This is a genomic window from Streptomyces pseudoechinosporeus (assembly GCF_054783935.1).
Genome location: NZ_BAAGPS010000012.1, coordinates 169,686 through 185,597, shown reverse-complemented (window position 1 = coordinate 185,597; position 15,912 = coordinate 169,686). Strand labels below are relative to the sequence as shown.

The following is a 15,912-nucleotide window of genomic DNA, read 5'->3' as shown; positions in this document are numbered from 1 at the left end:
CCCGACCACGCCTCTGGGCGAGCGCGACGCCCGCGAGGGGCTTACCCTTCGCGCGGCGTCGGTTCCGTGGTCTTCGCGGGGGCGTCTCTCTGCTCGCCGAACGCCCACGACATGCGCGGCTCGACGACGAAGCGGAAGACGGAACGGACCGGCCCCGAGCACAGGAACGTGATCAGGCCGACGGCAGCAGCCGTGATCGCCAGCTCGCCGAGCGGGGAATGCAGCCAGGGGTGGTCGTACCAGCCGAAGAAGCGGGACGACTTGATGATGAAGCCGTGCAGCAGGTAGCCGTACATCGTGCCCGCGCCCAGCGCGGTGAACCACATGTGCCGCCTCGGCACCCAGGCCAGGAAGCAGACGGTCAGGACCAGCGCCAGACCGAGCAGCGCCGGTGTGGTGAGCAGGCCCGCCCAGTTCGGCACGCCCTGGCTCGTGACGCTGCTGCGGTGGTACAGCCACCTGGCATCGAACCAGGGCGCCACCGCATACGCCGTCACGCACGCGGCCACGCCCACCGGCACGGCCATCAGTCGCACACGCCGCGTACGCAGCCGGTCGAAGTGTTCGGCTCGGAGGGTGAGGCCGAGCACGAAGAACGGCAGGAACTGCAGGGTCCGCTGGATCGAGATGTCCCCGCCGAGATCCGGTGAGACCGAGGCGAACACGGCGAGCCCCATCGCGATCGGCACCGGGCGACGCAGCGCCAGCCACACGGGAGTGGTCAGCCGCCAGATGAACAGCGCGACCAGGAACCACATCACGTACCAGGGATCCAGCAGGCTGAACGGATAGGTCCAGTCGTCCTTCGCCCAGCGATAGAAGAGCGTGTACGCGCACTCGAAGACGAGATACGGCACGACGACACCCGTCAGCAGCCTGCGCACCCGGCCCGGCGCCATGTCGAAACTCCGCGAGAAATAGCCGGAGATCAGCGCGAACGCGGGCATGTGGAAGGCGTAGACGGTCAGATACGCCGCCGTCGCGGCCCGGCCGCTGTGCGTCAGCGGCTCCCAGGCGTGACCGCAGCACACCAGCACGATGGTGAGGTACTTCGCGTTGTCGAAGTACGGGTCCCGGCGGGCCGGCGGAGGCTTGGCCGGCGTTCTGGGCGGTGGCTCCGAGACCGCCACGGGCACGGGAGCTGACAAGTCCTGCGACACCACGTCTCCAAGCCTCGATACGTGTACGGTCCCCTCCCGCCCGCCACTGTCACATACGGCGCGGTGGTACAAGGCGTTCACACCTGGCTCAGCAGATACCGATGGCTGAAACCTGCCCCGGGCCCGCACGGCCTCCGCCGGGCACTGAATTCCGTTGCCCGGTCGGCCCATGCATGGTGGAGTGCTGGCATGGATCATGCAGAGGTACTGGCCCTGTTCGACCGGGACATGCGCGAAGGAGCGCGGCCCGACGGCCCTGGCGCTGTGGTGGAGCGTGCCGATTCGGTCGTGCGGCAGGTCGGATCCGAGCAGGGCTGGAGCGGTGTCCTCTGGTCGGAACTGTCGGAACTGGCAGAGGCCGACGTGGACGCGGTGATCACCGAGCAGGTGCGGTACTTCTCGGGCCTCGGCCGCGACTTCGAGTGGAAGCTGTACGGGCATGACCGGCCGGCGGACCTGGGTGGGCGGCTGCGTACGGCCGGGTTCACCCCCGAGCCGGAGGAGACGCTGATGATCGCAGAGTGCGGTGAGCTGCGCCTCGACGCCGAGCCACCCGAGGGCATCGAACTCCGCCCCGTCACCGACCGCGCGGGCGTCGACCTCATGGTGGACGTACACGAGCAGGCCTTCGGCACGGACAGCTCCGGGCTCCGTCACCAGCTGCTGGCCCAGCTCGACGCGGACCCGGACACGGTCGTCGCCGTCGTGGCCCTCGCCGGCGACGTGCCGGTGAGCTCGGCCCGCATGGAACTCACGCCGGGGGCCAGGTTCGCGGGCCTGTGGGGCGGCGGCACCGTCCCGGCCTGGCGTGGCCGCGGCATCTACCACGCCCTCGTCGCCCACCGGGCCCGCATCGCCGCCGACCGCGGCTACCGCTACCTCCAGGTCGACGCCTCCGACCAGAGCCGCCCCATCCTCGGCCGACTCGGCTTCACACCGCTGACCACGACGACGCCGTACGAGTACGCCGCGCGCTGACGCCCAGCGTCGCGAGGCCGATCTGGATCAGCCACTCGATCCAGTCCCTATGAGTGCCCCGTGGTGAGCGCACTTCCGGTCCCGTCCACGAGCCACCCCGTGGCGTCCAGCGCCTCGCCCGCGATGTCGACCACGGAACGATCGTCGGTCACCACCCGCACGGTGCCCGCAGGCGCACGCTCGTCCAGCAACCGTGCCTTGTACGCGCTGTTCCTCAGCTCCCGCGCCAGCTCCGAGCCGACCTCCCGCCTCGCCAGCCGCTCGGCGGCAGTGGCATCGGTGGTGGTGAGAAGCACTCGTATCATCCGCACGTCCGCTCCCATCGCACGCTCGAAGATGGAGGTGGCCTCGGCCAGCACGCTCAGGGTGTTCGTATAGATGAGGCGCCGATGGCCGAGCTCGGCGAAGTTTCCCCAGACCGCCGTCAGGTTCCGCTCAGTGATCCCGGCCCGGTGCGGGTCGCCCTCCGGCGCCGGATGAACCTGCCCCATGAGGTCGCCCTCGACGAGGGCATGAGCGACCTCCGCCCTCCTCAGCCGGTCCGAAATCTCCCAGCCCACCGTCGACTTGCCGACCCCCGCGCGCCCACCGATGAGCAGAACCTCCGCATGACCCATGCGAGCAGCGTGCCGGACCGGACGTACGTCGCGCGACCGAGATTCGCCGAGCAGCCACCCGGTCGGTCCGTCAGTCGGTCGGCTGTCCGGTGTGGCTGGTGCGGGCCCAGGTCTGCAGGGGGACCTCCCGTCCCCTCGACATGCGCAGGACGGGTTCGGTGTCGACGAGGGTGAACCCGGTGGCCCGCGCGACCGCCCTGCTCGCCGTGTTGCTCTCCTCGATGCACAGGACCACGCGCCGGGCGCCGGTGTGGCGCAGGGCGTAGTCCGATACGAGGCGTACGGCTCTGGAGGCCAGGCCCTGACCGCGGTGGGCGGCGCCGACGCCGTAGGCGAGCTCGACGTCCCGTTCGTCCGCCTGGTTGCGGAACAGCAGGACCTCACCGCGCGGAACGACACCGTCCGTGGTGATCGCGAACTGCGCCTTGCGCCCCTGAGCGCGCGCCGCGAACGCCTCGGCGAGGTACGTGTGAGCCGCCGGAATGTCGAACGGCGAGGCCACGGGCGTCCAGCGGGCCATCTCGGGGTCGTCGTACAGCTTGACCAGGGCGAGCACATCGTCCGTCGACCACTCGCGCAGCCGGATCCCGTCCCCTTCGAGGCGGAGTCCTGGCGGCAGGGCAAGCGTCGGTCGGATGTCCATACGTGGATCATGCCGCACACTGCGTGGGCGGCCAAGGGAGCCGCAGGCCTGTACGGAGACCTCGTACGGAGGCCGGCCCGCGACGTGTACGCGCGGACCGGCCTTCCGCCCTCATCCGTGCAGATGTCCTCCTACGCCTGCTCCTACGCCCGCGGTGTGCGCTTCGTGCTCTTCGCCGATACGGCCGCGCACACGGCCCCCAGCACCACGGCGAGACCGCCGATGATGATGTTGTTGACGATCACGCCCGCGTCCGGGCTCTCGCCCACGATCCACGGCGAGATGATCATCCACACACCTATGGCGCACATGGCCCAGCTCAGGCCGTACATCCGCTCCGGGGCCCTGGTGAATCCGAGTGCCAGCAGGCCTATCGCGATACCCATGATGAGGTTGTGCGTCACGAGGAAGGGCTGGCTTGTAGTGAAGTGGAGAATCCACGGTGAGGTGGCACAGTACAGACCGAGCAGGAACACCGGCCCGTCCACGAGCGCCACATCGCGACCATCAAGCATGCGGGCATAACGGTCCCGCATCTCGCCTACGTCCGGGTGAGTGGTGATGTCACCTCTGGTGCGTGAGACGTCGGCCATGACTCGTCTCCTTTGTTCTCTGCAGGCCCGACCGCTCTGGTGCGGTATGCGGTAAGTACCGCATATTCTCATTCTGCGCTTATTTCATCCTTATGTGTAGTGGTCGGCGAGCCTTGAGGGGCTGGCGGGGCAGATGCTCGGGAGCCAGGCCGGACCTCACACGCTGAGCGCCTCCCGCACCGCCGCCACCGACTCCTTCCCGCCCGCACCGGACGAGGTGACCCGCCCGGCCTCCAGGACGAAGTACCGCTGCGCCGCCCGCATCGCGAACCCCACATGCTGCTCGACCAGGAGCACCGAGAGCCCGCCACGGGCGGCCAGCGCGAGGATCGTCTCCTCGATCTCGGCCACGACCGACGGCTGGATGCCCTCGGTCGGTTCGTCGAGGAGCAGCAGTCGAGGCTCGGTGACCAGGGCCCGGGCGATGGCCAGCTGCTGCCGCTGACCGCCCGAGAGCAGCCCCGCCCGCCGGTTCGACAGCGTTCGCAGCGCTGGGAACAGGTCCAGCGCCTCCGCGATCGCCGCCTTGCCGCGCCTGCGCCCGTCCGCCACCAGCTGAAGGTTCTCGGCGGTCGTGAGGTGGGGGAAGGCCTGCTGACCCTGCGGTACGTACGCCATGCCGCGCGCCACACGCTCATGCGGCTTGCGGCGCGTGACGTCCTCGCCGTCGAAGCGGACCACACCGCTGGACGGGGAGAGCAGTCCGACGGCCGCCCGCAGCAGGGTGCTCTTGCCGGCGCCGTTGTGCCCGAGCACGGCGGCCACGCCGTCCTTCGGCACCTCGACCGACAGCCCGTGCAGGACGGTGCCGCGGTGGTAGCCGACGTGGACGTTGTCGATCTCCAGCATCACGCCTCCTGTACGGCCGCGGGGGCCGCGGTGTCGAGTGCGTCCCCGGCGGCGGCGTGCCCGAGGTAGACCTCCTGCACCTTGGGATCCGCCTGCACCTCGGCCACCGTTCCCTCGCTCAGCACCCTGCCCGCGTGCAGCACGCTGACGCTGCGCGCGAAGGACCGCATGAAGTCCATGTCGTGCTCGATGACGACCACGGTCCGCTCCTCGCTGATCCGCTCCAACAGCTCACCGGTGGCCTGCCGTTCGTCATGGCTCATCCCCGCGACCGGCTCGTCGAGCAGCAGCAGCCGTACGTCCTGCACGAGCAGCATGCCGATCTCCAGCCACTGTTTCTGCCCGTGCGCGAGGGTCCCGGCCGGGCTGTCGGCGAGCTCCGCGAGCCCCACCGTCTCCAGCGCCCGTGCGACGGACTCCGGAACGCCCTTGCGGCGCCGTAGCATCGTCAGCATCCCGCGCCCGGCGCCCGCCGCGATGTCCAGGTTCTGAAGGACGGTCAACTCCTCGAAGACCGTGGCCGTCTGGAACGTACGACCGATGCCTGACCGCGCGATCTTGTGCACACTGTGCCCGAGCAGCTCCTCATCCCCGAAGAGCACCGAACCCTCCGCCTTCACCAGACCGGTGACGGCGTCGACGAGCGTCGTCTTGCCCGCACCGTTCGGCCCGATGAGGAAGCGTAGATCGCCCGGCTGGACGTCCAGGTCCACGCCGTCGACGGCCTTGAACCCGTCGAAGGACACCCGCAGTTGCTGTATCCGAAGACCCGAGAGTTCACTCATGCTGCTTCTCCCACAGGAAGGGCAGGCGATGGTTCCTCACTCGCATGCGACGCCCTGCGCCGCCGCACCATCCCCACCAGCGAGGCGAGACCGCCCGGCAGGAACGCCAGGGCCACGATGAACAGCAGCCCCTGGAAGTACGTCCAGGCCGCCGGGAACTCCTCCGACAGCGCCGTCTTGGCCCAGGCGACACCGATCGCGCCCAGCACCGCGCCGACCAGGCTCGCCCGGCCGCCGACCGCCGCGCCGATGACGAACTCGATGGACGGCACGATCCCGATCATCGCGGGCGAGATGATGCCGACCGCGGGCACGAACAGGGCGCCCGCGAGCCCGGCCATACCGGCCGCGACGACGTACGCGACGAGCTTCACGTTCGCCGGGTCGTATCCGAGGAAGCGCACCCGCTCCTCCGAGTCCCGTACGGCGACGAGGAGTTCGCCGTACCGGCTGTGGATCAGCTGCCGGGCGAGGGCGATCAGGAGCAGCAGGGCGGCGGCGATGATGAAGTACACCATCCGCTGGTTGACGGGGTCGTTGAGGTCGTAGCCGAAGAAGCCCTGGATGTCGGTGAGTCCGTTGGTGCCGCCGGTGGTGGCCTGCTGGCCGATGAGCCAGATCGCGAAGGCGGCGGTGAGCGCCTGGCTGAGGATCGCGAAGTACGCGCCCTTGACCCGGCGGCGGAAGATGAACGAGCCGAGCAGCGCGGCGACCAGCATCGGCAGCAGTACGGTCGCGGCGAGCGCGAAGACGGGGTTGGCGAACGGCTGCCACCACCACGGGAGTTCGGTGGCCGTGCCGTACAGCTGCATGAAGTCGGGGAGGTTGCCGGGCCCGGCGTCGGCGATCTTCAGATGCATCGCCATGGCGTAGCCGCCGAGCCCGAAGAAGACGCCCTGCCCGAGCGTGAGCAGTCCGCCGCGGCCCCAGGCGAGGCAGATGCCGACGGCGACCATCGCGGTGCACAGGTACTTGGCGAGCAGCCCGAGCCGGAAGTCGGAGAGGGCGAGCGGCGCGAGGGCGAACAGGGCCACGGCCGCCGCGGCGAAACCGGCCCAGGCCCGCGCGGAGCGTCCCTTGAGAGCGGAGCGTCCCTTGAGAAGGGGCAGACGAGAGTCGGTCATACGAGGCTCCTCGTGCGCAGGGTGTACAGCCCTTGGGGCCGCCACTGGAGGAACGCGACGATGCCCACGAGGACGAGCACCTTCGCGACGCTGACGGTGGTGGAGTACTCGAGAACGGACTGCAGGACGCCCAGCGCGAAGGCGACGATCACGGTGCCCTTGAGCTGTCCGATGCCGCCGACCACGATCACCAGGAAGGCGTCGATGATGATGTTGGTGCCCATCGTGGGACCGATTGGACCGACCAGCGTCAGCGCGACGCCCGCGACTCCGGCGAGTCCGGATCCGATGAAGAAGGCCGTCCGGTCCACGCGTTCGGTGGAGATGCCGGACACCTCGGCGAGGTCGCGGTTCTGTACGACGCCTCGGATCCGGCGTCCCAGCGAGGTCATCCGCAGCGTCAGCGACAGCGCGACGACCGCCGCGATCGCCAACCCCAGGATGAACAGACGGCTGTTGGCGACCGTGAGCGGATCGTCGCCGCCGATGAGCGTGATGTTCCCGGTGAGCAGGTCGGGCGCACGGGTCTGCACATTGGGCGCGCCGAAGATGTCCCGGGCGAGCTGCTGGAGCATCAGCGAGACACCCCAGGTGACGAGCAGCGTGTCGAGCGGGCGGAGATACAGGCGGCGGATCAGCAGCCACTCCAGCAGCGCGCCGAGCGCTCCCGCGACCAGGAAGGCGACGGGCAGCGCGACGAGCAGCGACAGACCGGCGCTGGTGATGGACTTCTGGAGGACGTACGTGGTGTAGGCGCCGGCCATGATGAACTCGCCGTGGGCCATGTTGATGACGTTCATCTGGCCGAAGGTGAGCGAGAGACCGAGCGCGATGAGCAGCAGTACGGCACCGATGCTGATGCCGGTGAAGGTCTGACCGAGGATCACGGTCATACGGCGGCTCCGGGGAGAAGGCGGCGGGACGCGGGGGCCTCGCGCGAGGCCCCCGCGTGACGGGTGATCAGGAGAGGCCGGAGGCCCAGTCGTAGCCCTTCAGATACGGATCCGGCTTGATCGCCTTACCGGAGTCCCACACCTGCTCGATCAGCCCATCGGTGCCGATCTTGCCGATCCGGGCGGTCTTGTAGATGTGCTGGGACGCCCCGTCGACGGTGACCTTGCCCTCAGGGGCGTCGAAGGTGATGCCGTCCGAGGCCGCCTTGACCTTCTCCGGGTCGAAGGACTTGGCCTTCTCGACCATCGCCTTCCACAGATAGACCGAGGTGTACGCGGCCTCCATCGGATCGCTGGTCGGCTTGTCCTGGCCGTACTTGGCCTTGTACGCCTTCACGAACTCGGCGTTCGCCGCGCCCGCCGTCGTCTGGTAGTAGTTCCAGGCCGTCAACTGGCCCGCCAGATACTGCGATCCGATCGACTTGACCTCTTCCTCGGCGATCGACACCGAGACCACCGGCATGCTCGTGGCGGTCAGGCCCGCGGACTTGTACTCCTTGAAGAAGGCCACGTTCGAATCGCCGTTGAGGGTGTTGAAGACCGCGTCGGCCTTCGACGCCTTCACCTTGTTGGCGATCGTGCTGAACTCCGTGGAGCCCAGCGGCGCGTAGTCCTCGCCGAGCACCTTCATGCCGTTGGCCGCCGCATACGCCTTGATGATCTTGTTGGCGGTGCGCGGGAAGACATAGTCGCTGCCGACGAGGTAAATCGACTTCTTGCCCTGGCTCTTGAGGTAGTCGAGCGCCGGCACGATCTGCTGGTTGGTGGTGGCACCCGTGTAGAAGATGTACGGGGATTCTTCAAGCCCCTCGTACTGCACGGGATAGAACAGCAGGGACTTGTTCTTCTCGAAGACGGGTTTCACGGCCTTGCGGCTCGCTGAGGTCCAGCAGCCGAAGGTGGCCACGACCCGGTCCTCACGGATGAGTTTGCTCGCCTTTTCCGCGAAGGTGGGCCAGTCGGAGGCGCCGTCCTCACTGATCGGATTGATCTTCTTGCCGAGCACACCGCCCTTGGCGTTGATCTCGTCGATCGCCAGCTTCAGCGAATCGCGTACGGTCACCTCGCTGATCGCCATCGTGCCGGACAGAGAGTTGAGCAGGCCGACCTTGACGGTGTCACCGCTGGTGTCCGCCTTGGCCGCCTTGTCGGACGAGCCGCCCGCGTCGGTCTTTGCGCCGCACGCGGACAGCGCGACGGCAGCCGCGAGTGCGGCGGCGCCCGCCACCATCCGGCGTCGGAAAATACTGGAACCGCTGGACAAATGAACCCCCTCGTCCAATGAGGACAAGCTCGTGAAGTGCGGACCACAGCTTCAAGTCGACTCGTTTCCGAGGTGTTTCGCTCAACGGTCCCGTCTGTATCTTCCGGCTCTCAGGGGAAACAAAAAATGCCCGGAGGTGGAATTCGTTCCAGGAATTCACGATTCACCCGAGGGATTCCCATGACACCGGCACCACGTCGATGCCCGAGTCGTCGGCGGTGCCGGTGCCCCTGGATGCCGCCGCTGCCCCTACACCTGCCGTGTTCGCATGATCGCCGTTCGTGTTTTGGCCTGCCCTTGCCCATGTGCAGGCCATGTGTTGCCTCGTCCTTTGCCAGTGATCGGCAAGGGTGGGATCGCTCCCATCGGCCCAGAAACCTCTAGAAACAGGAGTCATGATGAAGCGTCAGATACGCACGCGCGCAGCGGTCTACACGATCGCGGGACTGGCCGTCGCCGGCACCGTCGCGGCGGGCATCAGCGTCGCCTCACCGGAACAGGAGCCGAGCGCCCGGCACAAGCCCGCGGCCAAGGCCAGCAAGGGGCAGATCGCCGCTCTCTTCGACCAGTGGAACGCGGCCCTGCAGACCGGCGACTCCGAGAAGGTCGCCGACCGGTACGCCCCGGACGCGGTGCTGCTGCCCACCGCCTCGCCGAAGATCCGTACCAACCATGACGAGATCGCCGACTACTTCGAGCACTTCCTGCTCAAGAAGCCCAAGGGCGAGAAGCTCAGAACCGTCATCAACGTCCTCGACGGCAACTCGGCGATAGACGCCGGTTTGTACGAGTTCCACATCACCGACCCGGAGACCGGAAAGAAGAGCACCCTCGAGGCCCGCTACACCTTCGAGTACGAGAAGCGCGACGGCAAGTGGCTGATCGTCAACCACCACTCCTCGGTGGTGCCGCCAGCGAGCTGATCCTCACGCCGTGCCGTTCGGCGTGGGGCCGCGTGCCGGGAGTCGCAAGGCTTGAGGAAGCGACTTCCGGCACGCGGCCCGGGGCGTCACCGGATCAGGCAGTGCGGTCCGGCTGACTCGCGGTCCCGGAGTCGTCCGCCTTCCGCTCTGCTGCCGCTGCCTCCTCCGCGAGCGCCTGCTTCTTCGAGGCGCGCAGGCTGGTCACCGTCGTCACGGCGAGGACCAGGACGATGAAGCCGAGCGAGAACGGGATGGAGATCTCGGGCACGTGCACGCCGGACTCGTGCAGCGCGTGCAGCACCAGCTTGACGCCGATGAAGCCGAGGATGATCGACAGACCGTAGCTGAGGTGGACCAGCCTCTTGAGCAGGCCGCCGATGAGGAAGTACAGCTGGCGCAGGCCCATCAGCGCGAAGGCGTTGGCGGTGAAGACGATGTACGGGTCCTCGGTCAGACCGTAGATCGCGGGGATCGAGTCCAGCGCGAACAGGACGTCCGTGGAGCCGATCGCCAGCATGACCACCATCATCGGGGTCATCACGCGCTTGCCGTTCTCCACGATGAACAGCTTGGTGCCGTGGTAGCGGTCGGCGACGCCGAAGCGCTTCTCGGCGGCCTTGAGCAGCTTGTTCTCCTCGTACTCCTCCTCGTGCTGGTCATGGCGGGCGTCCTGGACGAGCTTCCACGCGGTCCAGATCAGGAAGGCGCCGAAGATGTAGAAGACCCAGGAGAAGGTCGAGATGATCGCCGCGCCGGCCGCGATGAAGATCGTACGCAGCACCAGCGCCACCAGCACACCGACCATCAGCACCCGCTGCTGGTACTTGGCCGGCACCGAGAACTTCGCCATGATCAGCACGAAGACGAAGAGATTGTCGACGCTCAGCGACTTCTCCGTGATGAATCCCGCGAAGAACTCACCGGCCGGCTGACCGCCGCCGAACACCGCCACGCCGAGCCCGAAGATCACGGCCAGGGCTATCCACACGGCCGACCAGATGCCGGCCTCCTTGATGGACACCTCGTGCGGCTTGCGCCCGATGAAGAAATCCACGGCGATGAGCACACACAGGGCTGCGACGGTCAGCAACCAGATATTGAGAGTTACGTTCACGGTTCGTTTCCTCCGGAGGATTGCTCGTGAGAATCATTCTCACCAGCGGGGCGTTTTGGCAACGCCCCGCTCATCCTTCGGAACGGGTGGCGCATCGCTGTGACCTGGGACTCCTTGTCCTGCTCTGGTCCTGCTTCGGTGGTCAGCCGCCGATTCTGGCCGCGATGACCGGTGCGAGCCTGTCGGCGATCGCGCGGTGACCCTGGTCATTGGGATGGACCGAGTCCGTGAGGTCGCCCGAGCCCAGCCAGCCCGTCGTATCGACGAAGGAGACCCGCAAGTCGCCGCCGTCGACAGCCGCCTTCACGGCCGCCTCGGTCTGCGGGACGAACCGTCCGCGGAAGGTCTCCAGCGCGAAGATCCAGGCCTGCGGATAAGCGGCACGGACCTTGCGTAGCAGGCTGCTGTACGCCGACTGGAACTGCGCGGCGCTCACCCCGTGGCCCACGTCATTGGTGCCGAGGTTGATGACGACCGCGTCCGCCCGGTAGCGGCCGAAATCCCAGTCAGGGGTCGACGCGTTGGGATTGAGCTTGCTGAACTGCCGCTCCAGGCCCACGCATCCGTCCGCCGCGGCGACCAGACAGGCGCCGCCCTGGGCGATCTGGGTGTGCTCGGCACCGAGCCGTTCCCCGATCAACCAGCCATACGCGGTACGGGCGTTCTGCGAGGACGTCGTACCCACCGTGATCGAGTCGCCGACGAACTCGATCAGCTTGCCCGGCGCCGGCGGTGCGAAGGTCGTCGCTCCGCTGTCGAGGACCAGCCCCTGGAACACGGCGTCGCCGCGATAGGAGCCCGCCACCACCTGGTAGTTGACCTGGAGGGTGTGGTTCCCGGCGGACAGCGCCGACGGAGTCAGGTTCACCGTCCCCTTGACGTCGTCGTAGAACTTCACGGGCCCGTCGTCGATCCGCGCCCAGAAGTCGATCGTGTTCCGCTGTTTCAGCTGCACGGTCCTGCCGGTGAAGCCGACCCGGTAGTACGCGCCCGCCCAGTACGGGGTGTAGAGGCTGCTGGAGCTCTGCGTGTCCCAACGCCCGACGAACTTGATGTTGGGATCGCCGGGTTGGCCAGGAGCCGCCGCCTTCACGGGACTGGCCGTGGCGCTGCCCAGCCGGGAGCTGATGACCGGTGCGAGGCGACTGGCGAACTTGCTGTGACCCGCCTCGTTGGGGTGCCCGTTGCCGTCCTCGTAGTCGGCGCCGTCGGTGAGCCAGCCCGTGGTGTCGACGTAATGCACCTTGGCGTCACCGGAGTTGTTGCGGGCGCTGACGGCGGCCTTGGTCTCGGTGACGTACCGCTTCTTGAGCGTCTGCACCGCGAACAGGGCGGCGTTCGGGTACTTGGCGCGGATGTCGCGCAGGAACGTGGTGTACGCCGACTGGAATGCGGCACCGGTCACGCCGTGCCCGATGTCGTTGGTGCCGAGGTTGATGACCACGGCGCTCGCTGCGTAACGCGAGAAGTCCCAGTTCTGGCTGCCGGTGCTGCCTGTCCTGAAGAACTGGCCGCTCAGACCGGTGCACCCGGACTGGGCGACGAGACAGTAGCCGGCGCGGGCGATCCGGGTGTGCCGCATCTTCAGCTGCTCGCCGGTCTTCCAGGCGTACGAGTCGAGCGCGAGCCGGTCGGTGAGGGCGCCCGCGGTGATGGAGTCGCCGACGAACTCGATCAGCCCGGACGGCGTGGCCGGAGCGACCGTGCGTGCGCCGGAGTCCAGTACCAGGCCCTGGAAGACGGTGTCGCCGGAGCGGTAGGAGATGCGCAGGGTGTGGGTGCCCGCGGGCAGCGGCTGGGGAGTGAGGTTCACGGTTCCGCGTACGCCGGCGTGGAAGACGTCGGGCTTGCCGTCGATGCTGACGTAGAAGTTGACCGCGTCTCGGGCCTTGACCTGCACCGTCGTGCCGGTGAAGGACGTCTGCAGGTAGGCGCCGCTCCAGTGGGGGGTGGCCGCGGTGCCGGAGCTGGTGTCCCAGCGCCCGACATAGACGATGTTGGGATCGGACACCGAGCCGTCGCCCGGAGCGGCCCCCGCGGGGGAGCCGCTGCCCGCCCAGGACAGCAGGCAGGCGACGAGAGCGACGGTGAGGACGGCTTGCAGCGCGCGTCTGGCTCGGCGGCACAGTGTGCGCAGGTGGGGGGTGGTCTGCACGGAGTTCCCTTTCAACCGAAGGGGTGGGAGCGCTCCCAGTGGCAGCTTTTCGAGAGAAGCAATGAAACGGGTGAGCGTCAAGGGATCCGACGAGCCCAATAGAAAGCGCTGTCATGACTCTCGACAAGCCCTACGGCTGCGGCTCATCCTTCAGCAGACGCGTGGCATGAGCGCGACAGAAGGGGCTCCCCATGATCAGACGCAGGGCAGTACTGGCTGCGGCGGGCGGTACGTTCCTCGGTAGTGCCCTGGCGACGGGCACCGCACGGGCCGACGCGACCATCGCGGTCAACCCCGGTACGACGTATGGACGTTGGGACGGCTGGGGCACCTCCCTTGCCTGGTGGGCGAACGTGTTCGGGGCGCGCGACGACTTCGCCGACGCCTTCTTCACCACCAAGTCCGTCGCCTACAACGGCCGGACGCTGCCGGGTCTGGGCCTGAACATCGCCCGCTACAACCTCGGCGCGTGCAGCTGGAACAGCGTGGAGGGCGCGAGCATGGTCGCCTCGCCCAACATCCCCCGCTTCAAGCAGATCGAGGGCTTCTGGCAGGACTGGAACAACGAGGACCCGGCCTCCTCCGCCTGGAAATGGTCCGCGGACGCCCCCCAGCGCGCCGCCCTCGTCAAGGCCACCAGCCGAGGCGCGGTCAGCGAGCTCTTCGCCAACTCCCCGATGTGGTGGATGTGCCTCAACCACAACCCCTCGGGCGCCGCCGACGGCGGCAACAACCTCCAGTCCTGGAACTACCGCCAGCACGCCTCCCACCTGGCGGCCACCGCCCTGTACGCGAAGAACAACTGGGGCGTGAACTTCGCGACCGTCGACCCGTTCAACGAGCCCTCCTCCAACTGGTGGACGGCCACCGGACGGCAGGAGGGCTGCCACATGGACGCCACGGTCCAGTCGGCCGTCCTCCCGCACCTGCGCAGCGAACTCGACAAACGCGGCCTGACCGGTACGCGGATCTCCGCCTCCGACGAGACCAGCTACGACCTGGCGCGTACGACATGGAACTCGTTCAGCTCGTCGACCAAGGGGCTGGTCAGCCGCGTCAACGTGCACGGCTACCAGGGCTCCGGCGGCCGACGCGACCTCCTCTACACCGACGTCGTCACCACGGCGCGCAAGCAGCTGTGGAACTCCGAGTACGGCGACAGCGACGGCACCGGCCTCACCATGGCGAGCAACCTGTGCCTGGACTTCCGCTGGCTGCACCCCACGGCCTGGTGCTACTGGCAGGTGATGGACCCGTCCGCCGGCTGGGCGATGATCCACTACGACGAGAACACGCTCCAGGCCGGCGCCGTCCAGACGAAGTACTACGTGATGGCCCAGTTCAGCCGCCACATCCGCCCCGGCATGACGATCCTCGACACGGGCGTCGGCTACGCCGTGGCCGCCCTCGACACGACGGCCCGACGCCTGGTCATCGTGGCCGTCAACACGGGCGCGGCCCAGACCCTCACGTTCGACCTCTCCCGCTTCGGCACGGTGACCGGCGGCACGGGCGGCCTGGTCCGCCGCTGGAACACGGTCACCGCAGGGGGCGGTGACCTCTACACGGAACGCGCGGACACGTACCTCAGCGGCAAGCTGCTGCGGGTGCCGTTCGGGGCGGGCACGGTGCAGACCTTTCAGGTGGACGGCGTGGCGGTGTGAGGCAGTGCCGGGCGGAGCCCGAGGCGCTGCGCCCGGTCACGTAGCCAGCGCCGTCAGTGTGCGCTCGCCTCCGGGATCGCTACTGGTCGCGGGGACGAGCGCGATCTCGTCGAGTCCGGCCGCCGCGTAGGCGTCCATACGTGAGCGGACCGCGTCGACGTCGCCGACGAGGCCGACCGTCGTCGCGGCCTCAGGTGGCAGCGCGGCCAGCAGGGTCCCGCGAGTCGGCGCCCGTGCGGGCCAGCTCCACGGCTTCGCCGAATCCGGCCGCGGTGAACATGTCGCTGTAGCCGCGGACGGTGAGGTAACCGACGAGACTGCGCATGATCTGCGTACGGGATTCGGGCGTCGGATCCACGGCCGCCGGCGGCCAGGCGGCCAGCCGGGGCGGCGTACGGCCCGCTCGTTTCGCCGCGGCGTCCAGCTTGGCGCGGAGTTCGCCGACCTGTCCGGGGGAGACCACGTCGAGCACCATCCGGTCGGCATGCTCCGCCGCGACGGCGATGGCACGGTCGCCGAACGCCGCGACCGTGAGTGCTCCTCCGGGCGGCGGCAGCCGTCGCCGGAAGCCGCTGCCGGGCGTGAACTCCTCGCCCGGCTCGCGCCGCATGAGGTCCCGTACGGCCTCGGCGCTCTCGGCCAGCACGGTGGCGACCCGGGCGCGCGACCTGCCGTGCACTCCCTCGACAACCCGGACACTGGAGGCGCCGAGGGCCACTCCGACCGGCCGGCCGACGACGGCCGCGACTGCCGCGGCGCCCCGCACGATCGTCACCGGATCGCGGACGGAGACCGGGACCGGCCCGGCGGTCAGCGCGACATGATCGGTGGCGAGGCCGATCGTCGTCGCGAGGACGAACGCGTCCCACGTGGGCCCTTCGCCGACCCACACCTCGCCGTATCCGAGCCGGTCGGCCACCATCGCGATACGGAGGGGCTCATCCGTCGGGCTGTCGTCCTCACGGGCTGCGGCTACCACGGTGACATCCATGGCTCGCCGTAGTACGGCGCCGCCCGCGGGCGCAGGGCACACAAAAGACCTACGAGACGGGCTCCCTGCGCCGGCATTGTCCGGATCAGGTTCTAGGGG

15 protein-coding genes are annotated in these 15,912 nt (G+C 68.4%); 3 read left to right on the top strand and 12 right to left on the bottom strand.

What is annotated here, in order from left to right:
* Window positions 1-41 precede the first annotated feature (41 nt).
* Window positions 42-1,160 carry an acyltransferase family protein gene (locus ACYVO6_RS18475; protein WP_461062969.1) on the bottom strand — a complete coding sequence of 373 codons (1,119 nt, stop codon included), beginning with the start codon at window positions 1,158-1,160 and terminating at the stop codon, window positions 42-44.
* Window positions 1,161-1,349: 189 nt separating this feature from the next.
* On the opposite strand from ACYVO6_RS18475, the gene ACYVO6_RS18470 reads away from it, so the two are divergent.
* Window positions 1,350-2,138: a GNAT family N-acetyltransferase gene (locus ACYVO6_RS18470; RefSeq protein WP_461062488.1), complete on the top strand. Its 789-nt coding sequence runs from the start codon at window positions 1,350-1,352 to the stop codon at window positions 2,136-2,138.
* 47 nt (window positions 2,139-2,185) lie between these two features.
* Here ACYVO6_RS18470 and ACYVO6_RS18465 read toward each other — a convergent pair whose 3' ends face one another.
* The 8 genes from ACYVO6_RS18465 to urtA all read right to left on the bottom strand — a co-directional run bounded on the left by ACYVO6_RS18465 (window position 2,186) and on the right by urtA (window position 8,933).
* Window positions 2,186-2,755, bottom strand: a complete 570-nt coding sequence (locus ACYVO6_RS18465) for a nucleoside/nucleotide kinase family protein (protein ID WP_461062487.1) — start codon at window positions 2,753-2,755, stop codon at window positions 2,186-2,188.
* A gap of 70 nt (window positions 2,756-2,825) precedes the next feature.
* Window positions 2,826-3,398, bottom strand: a complete 573-nt coding sequence (locus ACYVO6_RS18460) for a GNAT family N-acetyltransferase (protein WP_461062486.1) — start codon at window positions 3,396-3,398, stop codon at window positions 2,826-2,828.
* 143 nt (window positions 3,399-3,541) lie between these two features.
* Window positions 3,542-3,991: an SPW repeat protein gene (locus ACYVO6_RS18455; protein WP_461062485.1), complete on the bottom strand. Its 450-nt coding sequence runs from the start codon at window positions 3,989-3,991 to the stop codon at window positions 3,542-3,544.
* Between the two features lie 156 nt (window positions 3,992-4,147).
* A complete protein-coding gene (gene urtE / locus ACYVO6_RS18450; protein ID WP_461062484.1) occupies window positions 4,148-4,840 on the bottom strand; it encodes an urea ABC transporter ATP-binding subunit UrtE in 693 nt (230 codons plus the stop codon).
* Window positions 4,840-5,625 (bottom strand): urea ABC transporter ATP-binding protein UrtD, encoded by a 786-nt coding sequence (gene urtD, locus ACYVO6_RS18445; RefSeq protein ID WP_461062483.1) that lies wholly within the window; start codon window positions 5,623-5,625, stop codon window positions 4,840-4,842. Before urtD ends, urtE begins: the two co-directional genes overlap by 1 nt.
* Window positions 5,622-6,749 (bottom strand): urea ABC transporter permease subunit UrtC, encoded by a 1,128-nt coding sequence (gene urtC, locus ACYVO6_RS18440; protein ID WP_461062482.1) that lies wholly within the window; start codon window positions 6,747-6,749, stop codon window positions 5,622-5,624. Before urtC ends, urtD begins: the two co-directional genes overlap by 4 nt.
* Window positions 6,746-7,642 (bottom strand): urea ABC transporter permease subunit UrtB, encoded by an 897-nt coding sequence (gene urtB, locus ACYVO6_RS18435; protein ID WP_461062481.1) that lies wholly within the window; start codon window positions 7,640-7,642, stop codon window positions 6,746-6,748. Before urtB ends, urtC begins: the two co-directional genes overlap by 4 nt.
* A gap of 67 nt (window positions 7,643-7,709) precedes the next feature.
* Complete coding sequence (gene urtA, locus ACYVO6_RS18430; RefSeq protein ID WP_461062480.1) at window positions 7,710-8,933, bottom strand: urea ABC transporter substrate-binding protein; 1,224 nt, start codon at window positions 8,931-8,933, stop codon at window positions 7,710-7,712.
* Between the two features lie 431 nt (window positions 8,934-9,364).
* Here urtA and ACYVO6_RS18425 point away from each other — a divergent pair, with 431 nt between their 5' ends.
* Complete coding sequence (locus ACYVO6_RS18425) at window positions 9,365-9,889, top strand: SgcJ/EcaC family oxidoreductase (RefSeq protein ID WP_461062967.1); 525 nt, start codon at window positions 9,365-9,367, stop codon at window positions 9,887-9,889.
* A gap of 94 nt (window positions 9,890-9,983) precedes the next feature.
* Here ACYVO6_RS18425 and ACYVO6_RS18420 read toward each other — a convergent pair whose 3' ends face one another.
* Window positions 9,984-11,003 (bottom strand): TerC family protein, encoded by a 1,020-nt coding sequence (locus tag ACYVO6_RS18420; RefSeq protein WP_461062479.1) that lies wholly within the window; start codon window positions 11,001-11,003, stop codon window positions 9,984-9,986.
* A gap of 142 nt (window positions 11,004-11,145) precedes the next feature.
* Window positions 11,146-13,158 (bottom strand): GDSL-type esterase/lipase family protein, encoded by a 2,013-nt coding sequence (locus ACYVO6_RS18415; RefSeq protein WP_461062478.1) that lies wholly within the window; start codon window positions 13,156-13,158, stop codon window positions 11,146-11,148.
* A gap of 191 nt (window positions 13,159-13,349) precedes the next feature.
* On the opposite strand from ACYVO6_RS18415, the gene ACYVO6_RS18410 reads away from it, so the two are divergent.
* Entirely contained in the window at window positions 13,350-14,822 is a 1,473-nt protein-coding gene (locus ACYVO6_RS18410; RefSeq protein WP_461062477.1) for a glycoside hydrolase, read from the top strand.
* Window positions 14,823-15,012: 190 nt separating this feature from the next.
* Here the strand turns inward: ACYVO6_RS18410 and ACYVO6_RS18405 are convergent, their stop codons facing one another.
* Window positions 15,013-15,813 carry an LLM class F420-dependent oxidoreductase gene (locus ACYVO6_RS18405; protein WP_461062476.1) on the bottom strand — a complete coding sequence of 267 codons (801 nt, stop codon included), beginning with the start codon at window positions 15,811-15,813 and terminating at the stop codon, window positions 15,013-15,015.
* Window positions 15,814-15,912 lie beyond the last annotated feature (99 nt).